We start from the raw sequence: 21,644 nt of genomic DNA on the forward strand, positions 1-21,644 counted from the left end.
ACGCCCATGACCGCTCATCTTCATCTGCCGCTCGCCGCGCTCCCGCTCGACGCACCCGCCCCCGCCACCACGACGGCACGGCCGGAGTCGCTCGCTCCGGTCGAGGGCGCGGCCTTCGCGCTCCGGCAGGTGACGAAACGCTATCGCGAGACGACGGCACTCGACGACGTCACCTTCTCGGTTCGGCCCGGCGAGCTCGTCGCCCTGGTCGGGCCATCGGGGGCCGGCAAATCCACGGTGTTCCGCTGCCTCACGCGGCTCGTCACGGCGGATGCCGGCCATGTCGAGGTGCTGGGTCACCGGATCGACACGCTGCACGGTCGCGCGCTGCGCGACGTGCGCCGAAAGATCGGCCTCATCTTCCAGCAGTTCAACCTGATCGGACGGCTGTCCGCGCTCGACAACGTGCTCGCCGGGCGACTCGGGCACGTCGCGACCTGGCGCGTCGCGACCCGGCTGTTTCCGCAGGCGGACCGGCAGATCGCGCTCGCGGCGCTCGATCGCGTCGGCCTGCTCGACAAAGCCTATCAGCGCGCCGACTCGCTGTCGGGCGGCCAGCAACAGCGCGTCGCCATCGCCCGCGTGCTCGCTCAGCAGTCGCGCGTCGTGCTCGCCGACGAGCCGGTGTCGAGCCTCGATCCGAGCTCGGCCGCCAACGTCATCGGCGTGCTGCGCGACATCGCCCGCGAGCATCGCATCGGTGTCCTGTGCGCGCTCCATCAGGTCGACTTCGCGCGCGACTATGCCGACCGCATCGTCGCGTTGCGGGCCGGACGGCTGGTGCTCGACGCGCCGGCCCGCGACTTCGACGACGGGGCGTTTTCGCGCGTCTACGGTGCGGAGGCCGCGCTGGACCTCGCATGACCGGGCGAGCAGGGGCGAGACGACGGGCTCGTGCGGTCTGGGAGAGCCGCACCGAATCCGCTATGGACGCCGCAGGTCCGCCCACGCCTCCGCGAGCGCCACGATGTCCTCCGCCAGCGCCGACCTGCGCACCGATCCGAGCTTCTTCGCGCTGCTGACAGGCAGCTTTTCACGCCTCGTCGGCCGGCCGCTCGTGCCTGCCGGCACGAACGCTGCATGGCTCTACGCGGACGCGCCGTTCGTCTGCGTCGCCCACGACACGCAGGCCGATCCGCGCTTCGTCTATGCCAACAAGGCCGCGCAGGCGCGCTTCGGATACGACTGGGACGCGTTCGTCGGCGTGCCGTCGCGCCTGTCGGCCCAGGCGCCGGAGCGCGCCGAGCGCCAGCGTTTTCTCGACACGGTGGCGGCGCAAGGCTACGTCGCCGGCTATCGCGGCCTGCGGGTGAAGAAGTCGGGCGCGACGTTCTGGATCGAGGACGGCGTCGTCTGGCAGCTCGTCGACCACACCGGCACGCTGCGCGGCACCGCCGCGGTGTTTTCACAGTGGACGGATGTGGAGTAGCGCCGCGCCGACAGTTACGGCTTCCAACGATCACGGAGTCTGCGGCCTACCCCCCTCCCCACCCCTCCCCCACAAGGGGGGAGGGAGCCGGCTGCGGAGCGCCGAAACTACTGAGCCTCAAACCAACACCGAACGCGCTGCTCCGGGCGTTCGAAATTCGTGCGAGAAAACGGACGCAACGGCTCCAGCGTTCCCTCCCCCCTTGTCGGGGAGGGACAGGGAGGCGGGGGTGCTTCACGGCACGACGTCCCGTTCGCCACCGCGGCACGTAAAGACAAACCCTCACACCCCGAGATACGCCGCCCGCACCTTCGGATCCTGCAGCAGCGCCGCGCCCGCGCCCTCGTGAACGATGTGGCCGACCTCGAGCACGTAGCCGCGGTCCGCGATGGCGAGCGCCGCCGAAGCGTTCTGCTCGACCAGCAGCACCGTGATGCCGCGCGATTTCAGATCCACCACGGCGGCGAGGATCTGATCGACGAGCAGCGGCGCCAGGCCGAGCGACGGCTCGTCCAGCAACAACAATTTAGGCTGCGCCATCAGGGCGCGGCCGATGGCGAGCATCTGTTGCTGGCCGCCGGAGAGGCTCGACGCCGGCGTGCGCCGTCGCTCGGAAAGCACCGGGAACATCGCATAGACGGCGTCGAGCCGCGCCGCGACGGTCGCATCGTTCCGGCGGAAGGCGCCGAGCCGCAGATTGTCCTCGACGGTGAGCGGACCGAACACCTGCCGGCCCTCGGGCGACTGGGCGATGCCGCGCACCACGCGGGCGTGCGCCGGCAGCCGGCCGATGTCCTCGCCCTCGAAGACGACGCGACCGGCGGTCGCCGGCTGCACACCGGAGAGCGTGCGCAGCAGCGTCGTCTTCCCGGCCCCGTTCGAGCCGACCAGCGCGACGATCTCGCCCGCCGCGACGTCGAGCGAGACGCCGTGCAGCACCTCGATGCGCCCATAGGCCGAGGAGAGCCCGTCAACCGTGAGCACGATCCGCCTCCCTGGCGCCGTGCTCGCCGAGATAGGCGGCGATGACGGCGGGATCGTTGCGAACGACGCGCGGCGGCCCCTCGGCGAGCCGCTTGCCGTGCGCCAGCACCAGCACGCGATCGGAGATCTTCATCACGAGCCTCATGTCGTGCTCGATCAGCACCACGGCGACGCCGTCCTTGGCGATCTGGCAGATCAGCCGGTCGATCGCCTCGGTCTCGACCGCGTTGCAGCCGGCGGCCGGCTCGTCCAGCAGCAGCACCTTGGGATCGGCGGCGAGCGCGCGGGCGATCTCGAGACGTTTGAGCACGCCGTAGGGCAGATCGCCCGCCGTCGTCTCGGCGTGATGGGCGAGACCGACGCGCTCCAGAAGCTCCAGGGCGCGGGCGCGGGTGCGGCGGTTCTGCCGAGCGACCGAAGGCCACGCGAACAGGTCGGCCAGGAACGAGGTGCGCTCGGCGAGATGATTGCCGACCATCACGTTCTCGAGCGCCGTCATGCGGAAGAAGATCTGCAGATTCTGGAAGGTGCGCGCCATGCCGCGACGGACCAGGAGATGCGGCGCGACATTCGTCACGTCCTCGCCGGCGAGCCGGATGCGCCCCCGACCGGGCCGGTAGATACCGGTGACGAGGTTGAACAGCGTCGTCTTGCCGGCACCGTTCGGCCCGATGATCGAGAACACCTCGCCGAGCGCGACCGAGAACGATACGCCGTCGACGGCGCGCAGGCCGCCGAACGTGATGCCGAGATCCTCGACCTGAAAGATGGTCATGCGGCGCGCTCCCGAACGAAGCGCATCAGCGACGGCACGATGCCGGCCGGCAGCGCGATCATGAACACCATGATCAGAAGCCCGAGCACCGCCTGCTCGTACTCCTGGAGCACGGTCAGGGCCTGCGGCAGCACGACCAGAAACGCAGCCCCGACGACGGCGCCGACCACCGAGCCGAGTCCGCCGATGATCACCATGGCGACGAGCTCGATCGAGTGCATGAAGCCGGCGGCGTCCGGCGTGATGAAGCCGTTCATCAGGGCCAACAGGCTGCCGGCGACGCCGGCGAAGATCGCGCTCAGAACGAAGGCGGCGAGCTTCTTCTTCGCGACGTCGATGCCGACGCCCGCCGCTGCGACCTCGCTGTCGTGCAGGGCGCGAAACGCCCGCCCGCTCGGGCTCGCCAGAATGTTGAGGGCCAGCGCGGCGCCGATCAGAAGCGCACCGCCCGTGATCCAGTACCAGGTCGAGACGCCGGTGACGCGCCAGCCGAGCAGCACCATGCGCGGCACCTGCATGCCGTCCGGGCCGCCCGTGACGGCGGACTCGCTCGTGAGGATCAGCGCGACGATGAGGCCGAAGCCGAGCGTCGCGATGGCGAGATAGTAGCCCTTGAGCCGCAGGATCGGCCGACCGACCGCGTAGGCGACGAGCCCGCACAGGACGGCGCCGAGGACGAGCGACAGCAGCGGATCGAGCCCGAGCTTCGCCGGCCCTACGGCCACCGCATAGGCGCCGATGCCGAGAAAGCCGGCGTGGCCGAGACTCACCTGTCCCGCATAGCCGGTGAGGATCGTGAGGCCCAGAGCGGCGAGCGAGAAGATCCAGACGAGCGCCGCGACCCGCAGATAGAACGACGACGGCGCCAGCACCGGCACGATTGCGATGATCGCGGCGAGAAGCACGAGAACGGCGAGCCGGGAGGAGAGGATTTTTCTGATCATCAGTGGACGTCCGACTGCGCGGCGGGCGCCGCGGCCCCCCCCCCGACAGCGCGCCGCGATCTGATCACACGTCCCTGTCATCACACCCGCTCCACGGCGCGGCGGCCGAACAGGCCTTGCGGCATCACCAGCAGCACCACCAGGATGGCGACGAAAGCGACCGCGTCCTTGTACGTGGAGGACACGTAGCCGGCGCCGAAGGCTTCCATCAGCCCGATCAGCAGGCCGCCGACGACGGCGCCGATCGGGTTGCCCATGCCACCCACCATGGCGGCGGCGAAGCCCTTGAGGGCGAACAGCGTGCCGACGTCGTAGCGGGTCAGCGTGATCGGCGTGACCAGGATGCCGCCGATCGCGCCGATCGCCGCCGACAGGCCGAAGGCGAGCGCCAGCACGACCGTCACGTTGATGCCGACCAGCTTGGCGGCGAGCCGGTTCGCCGCGGTGGCGAGCACCGCCTTGCCGATCAGCGTGCGCTCGAGGAAGAGCCACAGGCCGAGCACGAGAACCAGCATGCCGCCGATCACCCAAAAACTCTGCGGCAGCAGGGTGGCGCCGCCGAGCGCGATCGGCGTGGAGCCCGAGAAGGCGGGCAACGAATGGAACTGCTTGTCGAAGACGAGCTGAGCGACGCCCTTGATGAAGATCGAGGCGCCGATCGTGATCATGATCAGCGACACCGGCGAGGCGCCGCGCGCCGGCTCGATGGCGAGGCGGTGCAGCAGCAGGCCGACCAGAACGGCGGCGAGAATCGCGATGAGGGCGGCGACCGGCAGCGCGAGGCCGGCGGCCATCAGGAACACGGTTCCCATGCCGCCGATCATGACGAAATCGCCCTGGGCGAAGTTGATCACGTCTGAGGCGTTGTAGACGAGCGTGAAGCCGAGCGCGACCAGCGCGTAGACGGCGCCGACCGTCAGTCCGGAGAACACGAGCTGGAGGAATTCGGCCATGACCTTACCCGGCGCGGCACCCTCTGCCTCGTCATGCCCGGCCTTGTGCCGGGCATCCACGATCGACATTGCCGCACGGCAGAAAAGACGTGGATGGCCGGGACGAGCCCGGCCACGACGACGAGGCGAGGCTCACTTCGTCTCGGTCGGCACCCAGTCGCCGCCCTTGATCTCGAGCATGCGGAACGACTCGGTGCCGAGCCCCAGGTGGTCCTTCGGCGACATGGTGTAGAGGCCCGTCGTGCCGACATGGCCCTTGGTCTGCTCGATCGCGTCGCGGATCTTCTGCGGCTCGGTCGACTTCGCCCGCTCGATGGCGGCGAGCAGGAGCTGGATGCCGTCGTAGCCGTAGCCGCCGAAGGTCGAGACCGGCTGTCCGGTCGCGCTCTCGTAGCTCTTCTTGTACTCCATCACGACCTTCTTCTGGGGGTCGCTGTCGGCGAGCTTGTCGGCGATCAGCAGCGCGGGCGCCGGCAGCCGCACGCCCTCGGCGGCGGGGCCGGCGAGCTCGATGAAGCTCTTCGAGGCGACGCCGTGCGACTGGTAGAGCGGCAGCTTGATGCCTAGCTGCGCGTAGTTGCGCGTCACGATCGCCGGGCCCTGGCCGAAGCCGGGATTGAGCACCGCCTGGATGCCGTCGGTGTTCTTGATCTTGTTGAGCTGCGGCGTCATGTCGGCATCGGTCGGGCCGTAGCTCTCGTCCGCCGCGACCGTGATGCCGTAGTCGCCGACCACCTTCAGGCACTGGGCCCGCATCGACTTGCCGAAGCCGTCGGTGCCCGAGATCATGCCGACCTTGGTGAAGCCGCGCGCCTTCATGTCCTCGAAGATCTTCTGGCAGGCAGTCTTGTCGGTGTGCGGCGTCTTGAACACGAAAGCGCGCACCGGCTCGACGATCTCGATCGCGCCGGCGAGCGAGATGAACGGGATCTTGGCGTCCTCGAACACCGGGATCATCGCCATCGTGGTGCCCGTGGTGGTGCCGCCCACCATGGCGACGACCTTGTCGTCCTCGACCAGGCGGGTGGCGAAGGTGCGCGCCTTGTTGGCGTCGCCGCCGTCGTCGTAGAGGACGAGCTCGAGCGGCCGGCCCATCAGGCCACCCTTCTTGTTGAGCGCCTCGACGTAGAGCTTCAGCGTCTTCTGCTCGGGATCGCCGAGGAACGACGCGGGGCCGGTGGCCGACACGACCGACCCGATCTTGATCGGATCGGCGGCGAGGCTCGGCGCGGTCGTGAAGACGGTGGTGAATGTCGCCGTCACGGCCGTGGAGGCGAGGACGGCGGCGGCACGCAGCGCCCGGCGGGCGGCGGACTGAGACATCTGGCGTTGCTCCCAAAGGGTCGATCGGCTCGACGAGGGCGGTTGATCCGCCTTCTCGGGGCGCCGTCGTCCGCGGACGCGGACGAGCGGCATGATCAAAGCGTAAGATTAACCGAACGATTGGTCAATGATTTCTCGACGGCCTCGGGGCGGCCGTTTGGTCGCACGTGGCGCTCGTGCGGCCCTGGTTGTACCGCGCGGACGCGCGACCGCCGAGATCGACCTTCGTCGTGCGTTTCCGTCGCGGACGCGGCGCTCAGGCGCTGAAGCGTTGCGTGACGTCGCCGCCGCGTCGCAGCGGAGCGCCGGTCTCGTCGATCGCATGGGCGTCGAGCCAGCGTTCGGAAGGCTCCAGCAGATCACGATAGAGATCGGCGCACAGAGCGCGGGCAGCGGCGCCCGGCCAATCGGGCGGCAGCAGCGCTGCCGGCAGCAGCGGATCGCGCAACACGATGCGGCGATACTCGTGGATCAGCAGCACGCGGGCGACCATCGCCTCGGCCTCGTCCGGCACGGCGCCGTCGGCGAGCGCGGCGCACAGCGGCGCGAAAGTGTCGAGGAAGCCGTGATAGGCGTCGGCCGTGGCGTCGAGCGACCAGGCTCGCGCCGCGAGATCGCGCAGCGCCGCATCGTCCCCCGTGGCCCGCACGGCGAGCTCGTCGCGCGCCGCGGCCGGCAGCGGCCAGCCGGGCGCGACGAACACGCCGGGCGTCGGCGCGCCCCAGCCGGCGGCCTCGAGCGCGGCGCGCGCCGCCTCGCGGCCCGGGCCGTTGGCGAGCAGGACGAGATCGAGATGCCCGGGGAACGCCGGCGGGCTCGCCGCATAGATGTGCCGGGTGGCGGCCGCGAAGGTCTCGCGGCCCTTGTCGGCGAGCCCGTAGAAGCTGTTGCGGCCGGCCTTCCGGCGCTCCAGCCAGCCGTCGGCGGCCAGCCGCGACATCGCGGTGCGGACCACGCCCTCGGCGATGCCGAGCGCCTTGAAGAACGCCAGCAGCGTGCCGAGCCAGACGCAGCCGCCGCGCGGCACGATGGCGTCGCCGTAGACCGTGACGATGATCGACCAGGTCCGCGACGGCTCGGCCCGGAACCGGTCGAGAATCGGCGCGAGCGCGCCACGCGGCAGCTTGCGGGCGGGCGTCGCGCTCGCCCCGCCGGCCGCCGAGCGTTTCCGCGTGCTCATGCGGCGCCCCTCATGCGCCCCGGTCCAGCGGGTTCGGGTCTCATGCGCCCCGCACGCGGCGCGCCGGCACCGCGACGGCCGCGGCCGGCGACGTCACCGCCGCGGCGGCCGCCTCCGCGCCGCTGGCGAGCAGTCGCGTGACGAGACGCGCATAATCCTCGCGGCTCAGCCCCTTGCCGGGCCGAAACCAGAGGTAATGCCAGTTCAGCATGCCGAACAGCGACATCGTGAGCGGCTTGAGCAGCGGCCCGTGGCCGATCGACGGCACCGCCGCCGCGATCGCCTCTGAGAAATGGCCGACCAGCGTGCGCTCCATGGCGCGGAGCTGATCCTGCTTGTCCTGCGGCAGGAGCTTCAGATTGGCGATCTGCACCTGATGCTCGGCGTCGGCGTCGCGATACTCGTCGAGCAGCGCTGCGGCGATCGCGTAGAGCCGCTCCTCCGGCGGAGCGTTCGCGCTCTCGGCCGCCGCCTTCTCGACCGCACCGATCAGCACCGCGAGATGCGCCGAGAGGATGTCGAAGAGGACCGCCTCCTTATCCGGGTAGTAGTGATAAAGCAGCGCCTTGGACATGCCGCAGGCCTCCGCGATCATGGTGATCGAGGTGCCGGAGTAACCGTGGCGGGCGAACAGCTCGGCGGCGCGATGCAGGATCGCCCCACGCTTGGCGTCGTAATCCTGGGCGCGTGTGCGAGCCATTCCGGCGATCCCCTCCCCTGCGGTCGATTGTCGCGGCCGGCGGCGCAGGTCGCTTCGGCGGCTCACCCGAAAATACATTAACCGGATGGTCGATCAATAGTCCGACCAAGAGCTTGCCGGCGGGCGTTTCGCGGATCGGTCCGTGGTCGAACACCGGAGCAGCGGACCGACGCCGCGCAAAAACGGCTGCGCCTCGCGATCATGTTACAGAATGCCGTTGCGGCCGCAAATCTTGTTACATAAGATTTTCACCAACGAGCACGAGGACGAACCTCGAGACACCCGGGAGAACGCGCATGTACACGCAGGGCCTCGCTCAGGCTCCCGACGCCGCCGACCGCCGGATCGAGGACGCCGACAAGCTCCGCGCCTTTCAGGAGCGCATCGACGCCGAGGAGCGCATCGAGCCGAACGACTGGATGCCGGAGGCGTATCGCAGGACGCTGGTGCGCCAGATCTCCCAGCACGCTCATTCCGAGATCATCGGCATGCAGCCGGAGGGCAACTGGATCACACGGGCGCCGTCGCTGCGCCGCAAGGCCGCTCTGCTCGCCAAGGTGCAGGACGAGTGTGGCCACGGCCTCTATCTCTACGCCGCCGCCGAGACGCTCGGTGTGGCGCGCGAGGAGATGGTCGACCAGCTTCTCGCCGGCAAGGCCAAGTACTCCTCGATCTTCAACTACCCGACGCTGACCTGGGCCGACATCGGGGCGATCGGCTGGCTGGTCGACGGCGCCGCGATCATGAATCAGATCCCGCTGTGCCGCTGCTCCTACGGGCCTTATGCCCGCGCCATGATCCGGGTCTGCAAGGAGGAATCGTTCCACCAGCGGCAGGGCTACGAGATCATGCTGACCCTGTGCCGCGGCAACGCGGCCCAGAAGGAGATGGCGCAGGACGCGCTGAACCGCTGGTGGTGGCCGTGCCTGATGATGTTCGGGCCGCCGGACAGCGCGAGCCAGCACACCGATGCGTCGACGAAGTGGAAGATCAAGCGCTTCACCAACGACGAGCTTCGGCAGAAATTCATCGATGCGACGGTGCCGCAGGCGCATTACCTCGGGCTCACGGTGCCGGACCCGGAGCTGAGATACGACGAGGCGAGCGGTCACTGGCAGCACGGCGCCATCGATTGGGAGGAGTTCAAGCAGGTGATCGCCGGCAACGGCCCCTGCAACGCCCAGCGCATGGAGCGCCGCCGGCAGACCGAGGAGGACGGCGCCTGGGTCCGCGAGGCGGCTCGGGCGTTTGCCGAGAAAGAGAAGCGCCGCCACCGCGTGGCCGCGTAGCAACACTCCGTCATTCCGGGGCGCCGCGCAGCGGCGAGCCCGGAATTCATGCCCACGAACAGGGGCTATGGATTCCGGACAGCCGACCTTCGGTCGGCTTCCGGAATGACGAACAAACAAGATCAGGAAACGCCCGAGGAGCCGCCGTGACAGAGCCCGCCGCGCCCGCGAAACCCGAGCCGAAGATCCCCTTGTGGGAGGTGTTCATCCGCGCCCGCAACGGACTCGCCCACAAGCATGTCGGCTCGCTGCACGCCGCCGACGCGACGCTGGCCCTGCAGGCGGCGCGCGATCTCTACACGCGGCGCGGCGAGGGGCTTTCCATCTGGGTGGTGCCGTCCGCCGCCATCACGGCGTCGGACCCGGCCGAGAAGGGCATGATGTTCGAGCCCACCGCCTCGAAGGTCTATCGCCATCCGACCTTCTACGAGATCCCCGACGAGGTCGGGCACATGTGAGCGTGCGTCTCGCGACCTCTCTCCTCGCGCAGCGTGCTCTCTCCCCCTTGTGGGGGAGGAAACACCAGGATCGACGCAGAGCCCCTATCACCGTGCGATCTGCACCGTGCGATCTACACCATGTGATCTGTACCATGTGATCTGCACCACGTGATCCGTATCAATCATCTCGACCGCAGCCCGAGACCCCGCTCATGACCAGCATCCGCGTCACCGAGACTCCGCTCGTCACCTACGTGCTGCGCCGCGCCGACGACGCGCTGGTGCTCGGGCATCGGCTGTCCGAGTGGTGCGGCAAGGCGCCCGTGATGGAGGAGGAGATGGCGCTCGCCAACATGGGCCTCGACCTGATCGGCCAGGCGCGCGCACTCTACACCTATGCGGGCGAGGCCGAGGCGCAGGGCCACGACGAGGACGCCTTCGCGTATCGGCGCGACGAGCGCGCCTATCGCAATCTCTTGCTGGTCGAGCAGCCGAACGGCGACTTCGCCCTGACGATGGTGCGCCAGCTCCTCTACGCGGCCTATGCCGACCCTTACTGGCGCGCCATGATGGGCTCCTCCGACCCGACGCTCGCCGCCATCGCGGCCAAGGCCGAGAAGGAGATGGCCTATCACCTGCGCCATTCGGCCGAATGGGTGGTGCGGCTCGGCGACGGCACCGAGGAGAGCCGACGGCGGACCGGGCGCGCGCTCGCACAGCTCTGGCCGTTCACGGGCGAGCTCTTTCACACGGACGAGATCGAGCGCGAGATGATCATGTCCGGCGTCGCCGTGGATCCGGCGACGCTGCGCGACACGTGGTGCCGGACGCTGATCGAGGTCTTGGATCGCGCCACGCTGAAAATACCGGAGGACGGCTGGATGCAGAGCGGCGGGCGTGGCGGCCGCCACAGCGAGCATCTCGGCCATCTGCTCGCCGAGCTGCAATACCTGCAGCGCACGATCCCGGGAGCGACGTGGTGAGCCAGGCCCCGGACTCTGCAGCATTGCGCGACGACGTGTGGCGCATCGCCGGGGCCGTGCAGGATCCCGAGATCCCGGTGCTGACCATCGCGGATCTCGGCGTGCTGCGCGACGTGCGCGTGAACGACGCCGGCATCGAGGTCGACATCACGCCGACCTATTGCGGCTGCCCGGCCATGACCACCATCGCGTTGGAGATCGCGATCGCGCTGGAGAGGGCCGGTCTCGGCCGGCCGACCGTGAAGACCGTGCTGTCACCGGCCTGGACCACCGACTGGATGAGCGACGAGGGCCGCGCCAAGTTGAAGGACTACGGCATCGCACCGCCCCCAAAAGGCGCCGGCCGCCGCGCCCTGTTCGGCATCGAGCAGGTCGCCTGTCCGCACTGCGGCGCGACCGACACGGCGCCGATCGCCGAGTTCGGCTCGACGGCCTGCAAGGCGCTGTGGCGCTGCAACGCCTGCCGCGAGCCGTTCGACTATTTCAAATGCCATTGAGCATGCGCCGAAGGTGACACATGACCCCCGCGAACGGATCGACGGCCCTTCCGCATTCCGCTGCTGAGCGGGCATCGCAAAGCAGCCCCCCACCTTCGACCCCTCCCCGCCATTCGCTGACGCGAACGGGGGGAGGGGAGCCGCAGCGCCTCGACTCCCCTCCCCCCGCGAGCGAAGCTCGTGGCGGGGAGGGGTCGGGGGTGGGGGGCAGCGGCGCCGGAGATGATTCTCGGACCGCAGTTGGAGTCGTCCCCCGCTTCCACCCGCTGACCGTCGCCGAGGTCCGGCGCGAGACGCCGGACGCCGTGTCGGTCGCGTTCGCCGTGCCGCCGCATCTGGCGGCGGATTATCAGTTCGAGCCCGGACAATACCTGACGCTGCGCAAGGACATCGACGGCGAGGAGGTGCGGCGCTCCTACTCGATCTGCGCCGGCCCCGACGACGGCGAGCTGCGGGTCGCGGTGAAGCGGGTTCCGAACGGCGTGTTCTCGGCCTGGATCAACGATCATCTGAAGCCCGGCGACACGCTCGACGTGATGACGCCGACGGGTCGCTTCGGTCTCTCCCACACACCGGGCAACGGCCGCGTGCACGTCGCCTTCGCGGCGGGATCGGGCATCACGCCGGTGATCTCGATCCTGCGCGGCGTGCTGGCGCGCGAGCCCGACAGCCGCTTCTTCCTGTTCTACGGCAACCGCTCGACGGCCGGCATGCTGTTCCTGGAAGAGCTGGAGGAGCTGAAGGACCGCTATCTGGGTCGGCTGTCGCTGTTCCACGTGCTGAGCCAGGAGGAGCAGGATCTCGACATCCTCAACGGAAGGCTCGACGGCGACAAGGTGCGGCGCCTCCTCGGCAGCGTCGTGCCGGCCGCCGTGATCGACCACGCCTTCGTGTGCGGCCCGACCGCGATGATCGAAGAGCTGGTGCCGACGCTTCGCGCGCTCGGGATTGCGGAGGCGCACATCCATGTCGAGCGTTTCGTCTCGGCGCTCGGCGGCCGCCCGCGGCCGCCCGTGCCGGTCGCGCCCGATGCACCGCCCGCGCACATCGCGTCGCTGATCGTCGACGGCAAGCGCCGCGACGTGCCGGTGGCGGAAGGCGAGGCGATCGTCGACGCCGCGCTGCGCGCCGGCCTCGATCTGCCCTTCGCCTGCAAGGGCGGCATGTGCTCGACCTGCCGGGCCAAAGTGGTGGAGGGCACGGTCGAGATGGCGGTCAACTACGCGCTGGAGCCGTGGGAGCTGAAGGCCGGCTACGTCCTCACTTGCCAGGCGCGTCCGACGTCAGCGACCGTGGTGATCGACTACGATCAGGTGTGAATGCCGTTCATCGATTCCGCGGACGGGCTTGGTCTCGGCACCTCTCCCCGCCGTGCGGGGAGAGGTCGACGTTCGCGCGCTCAGCGCGGACGTCGGGTGAGGGGGCCTATCCCCGATGCAGAGAGCTGACGCAGAGACTCGCGGCAGCGCCCCCTCACCCGACTCGCCGCTACGCGGCGAGCCACCCTCTCCCCGCAAGCGGGGAGAGGGAGCGGCGGCGCCGCAATTCATCCCGTGATCCGCCCCGGGCCGCAGCCGCCCCTACTCCTTCGGGCGGTTGTCGACGATGCGCTTGGCCTTGCCGACCACGGTGCGCTCGACGCCGCCGGGTGGATGCAGCGCGAGCCGGGTCGTCACGCCGATCAGGTTCTTGATGTGGCGCACCAGCTCCTTCTCGCGCGCCGCGCGATCGACCGCGTCGGCGCGGTCCTCGCGCACCTCGGCGTGCACGGTCATCTCGTCGAGCCGGCCCTCGCGGGTCAGCTCGATCTGATAGTGGCCGGAGCAGAAGTCGGTGGCGAGCAGGATCTCCTCGATCTGGGTCGGAAAGACGTTGACGCCGCGCAGGTTGATCATGTCGTCGGAGCGGCCCGTCACCTTCTCCATGCGACGCATGCCGGGGCGCGCCGTGCCGGGCATCAGCCGCGTCAGGTCGCGGGTGCGATAGCGCACGATCGGGAACGCCTCCTTGGTGAGCGAGGTGAAGACCAGCTCGCCCTTCTCGCCGTCGGGCAGCACCTCGCCCGTGACGGGATCGATGATCTCCGGATAGAAGTGATCTTCCCAGACGTGCAGCCCGTCCTTGGTTTCGACGCACTCCTGGGCGACGCCCGGCCCGATCACCTCGGAGAGCCCGTAGATGTCGGTCGCGTCGAGTCCGAACGCCCTCTCGATCTCCTCGCGCATCGCATTGGTCCACGGCTCGGCGCCGAAGATGCCGAATTTCAGCGACGAGGCGCGCGGATCGAGGCCGGCCTTCGTGAAGCCGTCCAGGATCGTGAGCATGTAGCTCGGCGTCACCATGATGGCGTCGGGCTGGAAATCGTGGATGAGCTGGACCTGCCGCTCGGTCATGCCACCCGACATCGGGATGACGGTGCAACCGAGCCGCTCGGCGCCGTAATGCGCGCCCAGCCCGCCCGTGAACAGGCCGTAGCCGTAGGCGACGTGCACCATCATGCCGGGCCGCACGCCGGCGGCGCGGATCGAGCGCGCCATCACGTCGGCCCACATGTCGACGTCGGCCTGCGTGTAGCCGACCACGATCGGCTTTCCGGTCGTGCCGGAGGAGCCATGGATACGCGCGAGCTTCTCACGCGGCACGGCGAACAAGCCGAACGGATAGTTGTCGCGCAGGTCCGTCTTCATCGTGAAGGGAAACTTCGACAAATCCGACAGCTCGCGAAAATCCGACGGGTGGAGCCCGGCCTCCTCGAACTTCTTGCGATAGAACGGCACATTCTCGTAGGCGTGGCGGAGCGACCAGGCGAGGCGCTCGCGCTGCAGCGACTGAATGGCGTCGCGTGAGGCGCGCTCGGCGGGGTCGAGGCCGTCGACGATGCTGCGGCCGAAAGCGGCAACCGGGGGAGCCATGGTCATCGTTCCTCCACTGGTGTTTGTTTGTTCATGTATCGTCGCCGATGCACGGCGCGGCGCCGGCATCGACGTCTCTCGGGTTCGCTCAGGCCGAGGGCGCCTCGGCCGCGCCCTCGCCGCCGTCGATGAACGAGCCGCCGATGGTGCGCGAATGACCGCGGAACTCGGCGATCACGACGCCGTCGGACGAGACGCGCACGTCGTAGATGCCGTTGCGCCCGGCGCGCGACACCTCGCGCGCCTCGGCGATCAGCCGGCCGCCGCGCCGGCCCGGGCGGATGAACGTGATGCTGCACTGGGCCGCGACCGTGACGAGCCCATAGGAGTTGCAGGCATACGCGAAGGCCGTGTCGGCGAGCGCGAAGATATAGCCGCCATGCGCCGTGTCGTGGCCGTTCACCATCGTGTCCTTGACACTCATCGCGAGCGTCGCGGTGCCCGGCCCGACGGCGAGAATCTCGATGCCGAGATTCCGGCAGGCCGCGTCGCCGGCCCACATGGTGTCGGCGGCGAGCCGCGCCGCCTCCTCGGCCGTGCGGGTCGCGGGAACCACGGCAGCGGTCACGACGACCTCCCGGTGAAGTTCGGTGCACGCTTGTCGAGAAAGGCGCGCACGCCTTCGGCATAGTCCGGCGTGCTGCCCGCTTTGCGCTGCAGATCGCGCTCGAGGTCGAGCTGCGCGTCGAGATCGTTGGTCGCCGAGGCCGCGAAGGCCTGCTTGGTGAGCGCCAATCCGACCGTCGGCTGGGTGGCGAGATGCGCGACGAGCTTTTCCGCCTCGGTCGCCAGCGCCGCGTCGTCGAGCACCTTCCAGATCAGGCCCCAGGCTTCGGCCTTCTCGGCGGGCAGCGGCTCGGCGAGCATCGCCAACGCGCGGGCGCGCGCGTCACCGATCAAGCGCGGCAAGAAGAAGGTGCCACCGGAGTCCGGAACGAGGCCGATCTTGGAGAACGCCTGGATGAACTTCGCCGAGCGCGCCGCGACCACGATGTCGCAGGCGAGCGCGATGTTGGCGCCGGCGCCGGCCGCGACGCCGTTGACGGCACAGACGACCGGCTTCTTCAGCGCGCGGATGCGCCGCACCAGCGGATTGTAGAAGGCCTCGATGGTGGCGCCGAGATCGGCCGGCCCGACGCGATCGGACAGATCCTGGCCGGCGCAGAAACCGCGGCCGGCGCCGGTGAGCAGCACGGCGCGGCAAGCTTCGTCGGCGCCCGCCGCGTCGAGCGCGGCGGCGAGGCGCTCGTGCATCTCCTCGTTGAACGAGTTCAGGCGGTCGGGGCGGTTGAGCACGAGCCGCACCCATCCGCCGCGCCGGTCGACGAGAACCGAAGGCTCCACGCGAGTCTCCCTTGTCGGGCTCTGGCGGCCCTTGAATTAACCGATCGATCGGTTAATCTTTCGAGCCAAGATAGCGCACGGGGCGCCGGTGTCAACGTTCCGCAAGGGCGTACCGGAGCGTCCCGAACGAGACAACGCCGCAGCCCGGCAGGAGGACGCCCGCATGACCGCACCGACACCCGCCCCGACTCTCGCGACGACGCCGCCCACCCTGCAGAGCTTCGTGCAGGACCGCTGGGTCACGCCGGCGCACGGCCTCGCCGCGATCAGGAGCGCGATCGACGGCCGGGTCGTGGCGTTCGCGTCGAGCGACGGCGTCGACTTTTCCGCCGCGGTGCGGCATGCCCGGACGATCGGCGGGCCGGCGTTGCGGGCGCTGACCTTCCACGAGCGCGCCGACCGGCTGAAGGCGCTGGCGACGTTTCTGTCCGAGCGCAAGGAGCAGCTCTACGCCCTCTCGGCCGACACCGGCGCGACCAAGCGCGACAACCTCTTCGACATCGACGGCGGCATCGGGACGCTGTTCGCGTATGCGTCACGCGGGCGCCGCGAGCTGCCGGCCGAGCGCTTCGTGATCGACGGTGACACCGAACCCTTGTCGCGCGGCGGGACGTTCGTCGGCCTTCACGTGATGACCCCGCTGAACGGCGTCGCCGTGCACATCAACGCCTTCAACTTCCCGTGCTGGGGCATGCTGGAGAAGCTCGCACCGGCGATCCTGGCCGGCGTGCCGGTGATCACCAAGCCGGCGACCGCGACCGCCTATGTGGCCGAAGCGGTGGTGCGACTGATCGTCGAGGCGGAGCTGCTGCCCAAGGGCGCGCTGCAGCTCGTCTGCGGCGCGGCCGGCGACCTGCTCGATCATCTCGGCGGCCAGGACGTCGTGTCCTTCACGGGATCGGCCGACACATCGGACCGGCTGCGCAACCATCCGGTGATCGGCCGCAACGCGGTGCGCTTCATCGCCGAGCGGGACTCGCTCAACGCCGCCGTGCTCGGGCCGGACGCGTCGCCGGGGGCACCGGAGTTCGATCTGTTCGTGAAGGAGGTCGTGCGCGAGATGAGCGTGAAGGCCGGGCAGAAATGCACGGCGATCCGCCGCGTCGTCGTGCCGCGGCCTCTCGAGGCCACGGTGATCGATGCGATCAAGGCGCAGCTCGACAAGATCACGGTCGGCGATCCGCGCCACGACGAGGTGCGCATGGGTCCGCTCGCCTCGCTGTCGCAGCGCGCCGCGGTGCGCGAGGCGGTCGCCGACCTCCTGACCGAAGCCGAGATCGTCGCCGGCGATCCGCTCGTCGCCGCGCCGATCGGCGGCGACATGGCGACCGGTGCCTTCATGGCGCCGGTGCTGCTCGCCTGCGCTGATCCGCTCGCGGCGCGGCGCGTCCACACCGTCGAGCCGTTCGGCCCGGTCGCGACCGTGATGCCCTACGACACGCTCGACGAGGCGGTGGCGATCGTCGCCAAGGGCGAGGGCAGCCTGGTCGCGTCGGTGTTCACGCACGACGATCGGGTCGCCGACGCGCTGGTGTTCGGGCTGGCGCCGTTCCACGGCCGCGTGCTGATCGTCGACCGCGACTGCGCCAAGGAGTCGACCGGCCACGGCTCGCCGCTGCCGGGCCTCGTGCACGGCGGGCCGGGCCGCGCCGGCGGCGGCGAGGAGATGGGCGGTCTTCGCGGCGTCTTCCACTACATGCAGCGCACCGCGCTGCAGGGCTCGCCGGCCCGCCTCGCCGCGCTGACGCGGCGTTGGCTGAAGGGCGCACCGGCGCCGGTCGCCGCCGTGCATCCATTCAAGCGCGACTACGAGGGACTGGCGGTCGGCGACACGGTCGAGACGGACTCGCGACAAATCACGATCGCCGACATCGAGCATTTCGCCGACTTCACGGGCGACGCCTTCTACGCCCACATGGACGAGGCCGCCGCCAAGGCGAACCCGTTCTTCCCGGGCCGCGTCGCCCACGGCTATCTGATCCTGTCGTTCGCGGCCGGCCTGTTCGTCGATCCGGCGCCCGGCCCGCTGCTCGCGAACTACGGGCTCGACAATCTTCGCTTCTTGAAGCCGGTGTCGCCGGGCGACGCCATCAAGGTGCGGCTCACCGTCAAGGAGAAACGGCCGGCGCGAAAGCCCGACTACGGCGAGGTGCGCTGGGACGTCGAGGTGTTCAATCAGGACGGCGAAACCGTCGCGCGCTACGATCTGCTCACCATGAGCGCGCGGCGCGACGCCGCGAGCAGCGCCGCCGCGGCGTAGAGGTGACGGCGGGTGACGGCGCCCCCCTTCGCGCAGGCGACGCCTGGATGCCTCATGCCGCGCCGGCCAGGATGCGGGCGCGCTTGCGCAGGCGGGCGGCGTCGAGCAGCATCTGGGCGGCCCAGCGATAGACGTTGCGCTGGCGCACCATGTCGCGCATCAGATGCATGCGCTCGCGCTGCTCGGCCGTGGACATGCGGAGCGCCGCGTCCATGGCGGCCGCCATGCTGCGCGTGTCGTAGGGGTTGACGATCAGCGCCTCGGACAGTTCGCGCGACGCCCCGGCGAAGCCGGAGAGCACCAGCACGCCCTGCTCGTCGTCGCGCGCCGCGACGAACTCCTTCGCCACCAGGTTCATGCCGTCGTGCAGGCTCGACACGATGCACAGATCGGCGGCGCGGAAGATCTCGAACACCTCGGTCGGCTCGTGGTGGCGGATCGACAGCACGATGGGCGTGTACCCGTCGCGACCATGCCTGGCGTTGACCTCCTCGGCGAGCCGCACGGTCTCTGCCTGCAGCGCGCTGTAGGCGCCGAGCTTGCTGCGCGTCGGCGACGCCGCCTGCAGATAGACGAACTTGCCACGCCACTCGGGATGCGTTCCGAGCAGATCGTCGACCGCGTGGATGCGATCGAGAAGGCCCTTGGTGTAGTCGAAGCGTTCGACGCCGACCGCGATGTGAGCGTCGGGCGGCAGCCCGAAGCGGCCGATCACGGCGGCCCGGCATTCGGCGACCGGCGCCTGGCCGGCGAGCGCCGAGGGCGGCCATTCGATCGAGATCGGATAGGCGCGGACCATGGTCTCGTGGCCGCCGAGCGTCACCGAGGCGTGCTCGCGGTCGATGCGGCTCTCCATGAAACGGTCGGCCGCCTCCAGGAAGTTGTTGCAGTGGAAGCGCGTGTGGAAGCCCAGGATGGTGCTGCCCAGAAGTCCGTCGATGATCTCCTCGCGCCACGGGCAAATCGAGAAGGTCTCGGCGTTCGGCCACGGGATGTGCCAGAACGTGATCACGGTCGCACGCGGCAGCCGTTCGCGGATCATCCGGGGCAGCAGGGCGAAGTGATAGTCTTGCACCAGCACGATCGGATCGTCGCGGCTCGCCTCCTGCACGACGGCGTCGGCGAAACGTTCGTTGACGGCCCTGTAGCGGCGCCAATCCTCGTCGCGGAAGATCGGGCGCACGAAGGAGATGTGGCAGAGCGGCCAGAGGCCTTCGTTGGCGAGGCCATAATAATAGCCGTCTTGCTCCTCGTCGGAGAGCCAGACGCGGCGCAACATGTAGGTCGGATCGCCGGGCGGCACCGGCACGCGGTCGTTCCGATCGACGGTATCGCGGTCGGCCGAGCCGCTGCCGTGCGCGATCCAGGTGCCGCCGCAGGCGCGCATCACCGGCTCCAGCGCCGAGACGAGACCGCTCGCCGGGCGTTGAAGCACGATCTCGCCGTCGACGCGGTTGTGGATGTAGGGCTCGCGGTTGGAGACGACCAGCACCTCGGCGCCCGGCAGCTCCTCCATCAGCAAACGGTGCAGCGTCTTGGGCGACCACTCGACATGGATGCCGTCGGCATAGGTGCGCTCGACCCGCAGCTCCTCCAGCAGGCCGTGCAGCTCGCGGCCGAGCGGCGAATCGCCGGACGGCAGCGCGTCGATCACGCCGCGGGCGCGCATGTCGGCCACCATGGTGCGCACCGATCGAACCCAGCTGCGCTGCAGCGCCAGCACCATGGCGAGCGCCAGCAGGCCGAGACCGACGGCGACGCCGATCACCGAGAGCATCGTGTAGAAGCGCGCGTCGCGGGCGCGCTCGTCGGCGAAGGCGAGATCGTGCAGCAGCAGCAGATGACCCGACACCGGCCCGGCCGCGATCGGGAACACGCTCACATGAATACGCCGCCCCTGATCCGTCACGGTGGCGAACGAGTCGGTGCGGTCGCGCTTCAGGCTCGCGCAGGAGATCGCCTGCGGCCACTGCCGGGTCGCGTAGCGCAGCGTGCCGTTTTCGGTGCAGAAGCCGAGGCCGAGAATCCGCTCGTCCTCCGACAGCCGTTCGAAGAACGGCGCGAGGTCGAAGCCGGGCGGCGCGACGAGACCCGCCGCGACCTGATCACGAATGGAGCGGAAGACGAGGCGCGAGCGCAGCTCGACGTCGCGGCGCGACCAGCCCTCGACCATGGCCGAGCCGAGCGGCGCCAGCGCGATCACCATGACGACAGCCGCGGCGACGCCGAGCGCGACGTAGCGCAGTGTGGGGCTCCGCAACCACGCGCGTGACGACATCAGCTTCGTCGTTGCCTCGCCCGTCACGCCACGCCCTCCGTCTTCGCTGCCGGCCGCGCCGTCGCCGCGCGTCGATCTCCGTTCCGTGGGCGCCCCGCCGCCCGGGTCGTCCTGTTGTCGACCAAATCGGCGACCGTGTCGACCCTGCCGGACCGACCGCCGCGCTTATCGGCCCCGCGCGGATCCCGGCGAAGGAACGCAACGTCCTCTCGCGCATTGCGTTCCGGCATCTCACGACGACGAACGTGCGGCGAGGAGACCGATGAGCGACGTGACCGCCACGCACGGCGACGAGGGCGAATCGCACGCGGCCGACGACGCGCGCCACCCGCGCCGCGTCGTGCTGATCGTCAACGCGCGCTCACGCCGCGGACAGCGTCGGTTCGACACGGCGCTGCGATTGCTCGGCGAGCGCGGGTTCCTGATCACGGCGGCGCACGCCGTCACGGATCCGGCGCGGCTCGGCGACGTCGCCGAGGCGGCGGCCGCCGAGCGCGATCATCTCGTCGTGGTCGGCGGCGGCGACGGCACGATCAGCACGGTCGCCGGCATCGTCGCGGCCCGCGGCGAGGCGGCGCGGCCGCTGCTCGGCCTGTTGCCGCTCGGCACCGCCAACAGCTTCGCCAAGGCGCTCGGGCTGCCGCTGGAGCTGGACCGCGCCGTCGACGTGCTGCGCGACGGCGTCGCGACGAACATCGATCTCGGCCGGCTCGACGAGCGCTGGTTCGCCAACGCGGTCGCGATCGGTCTGGCGGCCGACATTGCGCGGGGATCGGCTCACGGATCGGCTCACCTGGCGAAGCGCTGGGCGGGCCGCGCCACCTATCTGATGGTCGCCGCCGGCCGGCTGGCGCGGCACCGCCCGTTCCGCTGTACCGTGGCTCACGATGGCGGTACCTCGGTGTTCGATGCGCTCGACCTGCGGGTGGCCAACGGCGGCTGGCAGGGCGGCGTCCTGGTCGCGCCGGACGCCGGCCTCGCGACCGGCGACCTGCTGGTCCGCGTGATTCCCGGGCCGTCGCCACATCGGCTTCTGCGGACCTGGTGGCGGGCGCTGCGGGGCGTCCCACCGGCACCGAGTGACGTCGTGACCCTGCGCACCCGCTCCGCCACGATCGCGACCGACCGGCCTCGTCCGGTCTCGGTGGACGGCGAGGTCGTCGCCGCGACCCCGGTCCGGGTCACAGTCGCGCCCGGCGCGCTGCGGATTCTACTGCCGCGCGAACGACATGGTTAAGGCCGGGTAAATTTCGCCACCACCCTGGCGTGCGGGAGCCATGCGGTATCGCAGGGCGGCCGAACCATTGTTGCCGTAATCGGAGCGCTTGCTAGTATTGCGTCGGGGGACGTGCG

General features: G+C 69.8%; 20 protein-coding genes. 9 read left to right on the forward strand and 11 right to left on the reverse strand.

The annotated features are described in order from the left end of the window. Positions 1-6: 6 nt before the first annotated feature. Complete coding sequence (gene phnC / locus ACFSOX_RS06595; protein WP_378477002.1) at positions 7-864, forward strand: phosphonate ABC transporter ATP-binding protein; 858 nt, start codon at positions 7-9, stop codon at positions 862-864. A 103-nt stretch (positions 865-967) separates the two neighbouring features. After that, entirely contained in the window at positions 968-1,429 is a 462-nt protein-coding gene (locus tag ACFSOX_RS06600; protein ID WP_378477003.1) for an MEKHLA domain-containing protein, read from the forward strand. Positions 1,430-1,711: 282 nt separating this feature from the next. Here ACFSOX_RS06600 and ACFSOX_RS06605 read toward each other — a convergent pair whose 3' ends face one another. From ACFSOX_RS06605 to ACFSOX_RS06635, 7 genes are all read right to left on the reverse strand, one after another. Beyond that, the gene (locus ACFSOX_RS06605) at positions 1,712-2,413 is read right to left on the reverse strand and encodes an ABC transporter ATP-binding protein (RefSeq protein ID WP_378477004.1); all 702 of its coding nucleotides are present in this window, start codon (positions 2,411-2,413) and stop codon (positions 1,712-1,714) included. Next, entirely contained in the window at positions 2,400-3,188 is a 789-nt protein-coding gene (locus tag ACFSOX_RS06610) for an ABC transporter ATP-binding protein (RefSeq protein WP_378477005.1), read from the reverse strand. Before ACFSOX_RS06610 ends, ACFSOX_RS06605 begins: the two co-directional genes overlap by 14 nt. Next, entirely contained in the window at positions 3,185-4,132 is a 948-nt protein-coding gene (locus ACFSOX_RS06615) for a branched-chain amino acid ABC transporter permease (protein WP_378477006.1), read from the reverse strand. The genes ACFSOX_RS06610 and ACFSOX_RS06615 overlap by 4 nt, the downstream gene beginning before the upstream one ends. Before the next feature lie 80 nt (positions 4,133-4,212). Continuing rightward, entirely contained in the window at positions 4,213-5,085 is an 873-nt protein-coding gene (locus tag ACFSOX_RS06620) for a branched-chain amino acid ABC transporter permease (RefSeq protein WP_378477007.1), read from the reverse strand. Between the two features lie 132 nt (positions 5,086-5,217). Continuing rightward, positions 5,218-6,408 (reverse strand): ABC transporter substrate-binding protein, encoded by a 1,191-nt coding sequence (locus ACFSOX_RS06625; protein ID WP_378477008.1) that lies wholly within the window; start codon positions 6,406-6,408, stop codon positions 5,218-5,220. A 256-nt stretch (positions 6,409-6,664) separates the two neighbouring features. After that, positions 6,665-7,588: a phenylacetic acid degradation operon negative regulatory protein PaaX gene (paaX, locus tag ACFSOX_RS06630; protein ID WP_378477009.1), complete on the reverse strand. Its 924-nt coding sequence runs from the start codon at positions 7,586-7,588 to the stop codon at positions 6,665-6,667. 40 nt (positions 7,589-7,628) lie between these two features. Beyond that, positions 7,629-8,288 carry a TetR/AcrR family transcriptional regulator gene (locus tag ACFSOX_RS06635; protein WP_378477010.1) on the reverse strand — a complete coding sequence of 220 codons (660 nt, stop codon included), beginning with the start codon at positions 8,286-8,288 and terminating at the stop codon, positions 7,629-7,631. A gap of 296 nt (positions 8,289-8,584) precedes the next feature. Between ACFSOX_RS06635 and paaA the strand changes: the two genes are divergently transcribed. The 5 genes from paaA to paaE all read left to right on the forward strand — a co-directional run bounded on the left by paaA (position 8,585) and on the right by paaE (position 12,816). Then, a complete protein-coding gene (paaA, locus tag ACFSOX_RS06640; RefSeq protein WP_378477011.1) occupies positions 8,585-9,577 on the forward strand; it encodes a 1,2-phenylacetyl-CoA epoxidase subunit PaaA in 993 nt (330 codons plus the stop codon). A 146-nt stretch (positions 9,578-9,723) separates the two neighbouring features. Continuing rightward, on the forward strand, positions 9,724-10,035 hold the full coding sequence (paaB, locus tag ACFSOX_RS06645; protein WP_378477012.1) for a 1,2-phenylacetyl-CoA epoxidase subunit PaaB: 312 nt from the start codon (positions 9,724-9,726) through the stop codon (positions 10,033-10,035). A gap of 194 nt (positions 10,036-10,229) precedes the next feature. Continuing rightward, positions 10,230-11,000 carry a 1,2-phenylacetyl-CoA epoxidase subunit PaaC gene (gene paaC / locus ACFSOX_RS06650; RefSeq protein WP_378477013.1) on the forward strand — a complete coding sequence of 257 codons (771 nt, stop codon included), beginning with the start codon at positions 10,230-10,232 and terminating at the stop codon, positions 10,998-11,000. Further along, positions 10,994-11,497 (forward strand): 1,2-phenylacetyl-CoA epoxidase subunit PaaD, encoded by a 504-nt coding sequence (paaD, locus tag ACFSOX_RS06655; RefSeq protein WP_378477014.1) that lies wholly within the window; start codon positions 10,994-10,996, stop codon positions 11,495-11,497. Before paaC ends, paaD begins: the two co-directional genes overlap by 7 nt. A gap of 200 nt (positions 11,498-11,697) precedes the next feature. After that, complete coding sequence (gene paaE, locus ACFSOX_RS06660) at positions 11,698-12,816, forward strand: 1,2-phenylacetyl-CoA epoxidase subunit PaaE (protein WP_378477015.1); 1,119 nt, start codon at positions 11,698-11,700, stop codon at positions 12,814-12,816. A 261-nt stretch (positions 12,817-13,077) separates the two neighbouring features. On the opposite strand, the gene paaK is transcribed toward paaE, so the two are convergent. The 3 genes from paaK to paaG all read right to left on the reverse strand — a co-directional run bounded on the left by paaK (position 13,078) and on the right by paaG (position 15,753). Continuing rightward, on the reverse strand, positions 13,078-14,409 hold the full coding sequence (gene paaK / locus ACFSOX_RS06665; protein ID WP_378477016.1) for a phenylacetate--CoA ligase PaaK: 1,332 nt from the start codon (positions 14,407-14,409) through the stop codon (positions 13,078-13,080). 88 nt (positions 14,410-14,497) lie between these two features. Continuing rightward, entirely contained in the window at positions 14,498-14,911 is a 414-nt protein-coding gene (paaI, locus tag ACFSOX_RS06670) for a hydroxyphenylacetyl-CoA thioesterase PaaI (RefSeq protein ID WP_378477141.1), read from the reverse strand. A 62-nt stretch (positions 14,912-14,973) separates the two neighbouring features. Then, complete coding sequence (gene paaG, locus ACFSOX_RS06675) at positions 14,974-15,753, reverse strand: 2-(1,2-epoxy-1,2-dihydrophenyl)acetyl-CoA isomerase PaaG (protein WP_378477017.1); 780 nt, start codon at positions 15,751-15,753, stop codon at positions 14,974-14,976. 163 nt (positions 15,754-15,916) lie between these two features. On the opposite strand from paaG, the gene paaZ reads away from it, so the two are divergent. Beyond that, a complete protein-coding gene (paaZ, locus tag ACFSOX_RS06680; RefSeq protein WP_378477018.1) occupies positions 15,917-18,013 on the forward strand; it encodes a phenylacetic acid degradation bifunctional protein PaaZ in 2,097 nt (698 codons plus the stop codon). Positions 18,014-18,065: 52 nt separating this feature from the next. On the opposite strand, the gene ACFSOX_RS06685 is transcribed toward paaZ, so the two are convergent. Next, positions 18,066-20,291, reverse strand: a complete 2,226-nt coding sequence (locus tag ACFSOX_RS06685; protein ID WP_378477019.1) for an alpha,alpha-trehalose-phosphate synthase (UDP-forming) — start codon at positions 20,289-20,291, stop codon at positions 18,066-18,068. Positions 20,292-20,553: 262 nt separating this feature from the next. Here ACFSOX_RS06685 and ACFSOX_RS06690 point away from each other — a divergent pair, with 262 nt between their 5' ends. Beyond that, positions 20,554-21,528, forward strand: a complete 975-nt coding sequence (locus ACFSOX_RS06690) for a diacylglycerol/lipid kinase family protein (protein WP_378477020.1) — start codon at positions 20,554-20,556, stop codon at positions 21,526-21,528. The last annotated feature ends 116 nt before the right edge of the window (positions 21,529-21,644 follow it).

Origin of the sequence: Rhodoplanes azumiensis (assembly GCF_042682915.1) — a bacterium.
In the GTDB taxonomy this organism is placed as follows: domain Bacteria; phylum Pseudomonadota; class Alphaproteobacteria; order Rhizobiales; family Xanthobacteraceae; genus Rhodoplanes; species Rhodoplanes azumiensis.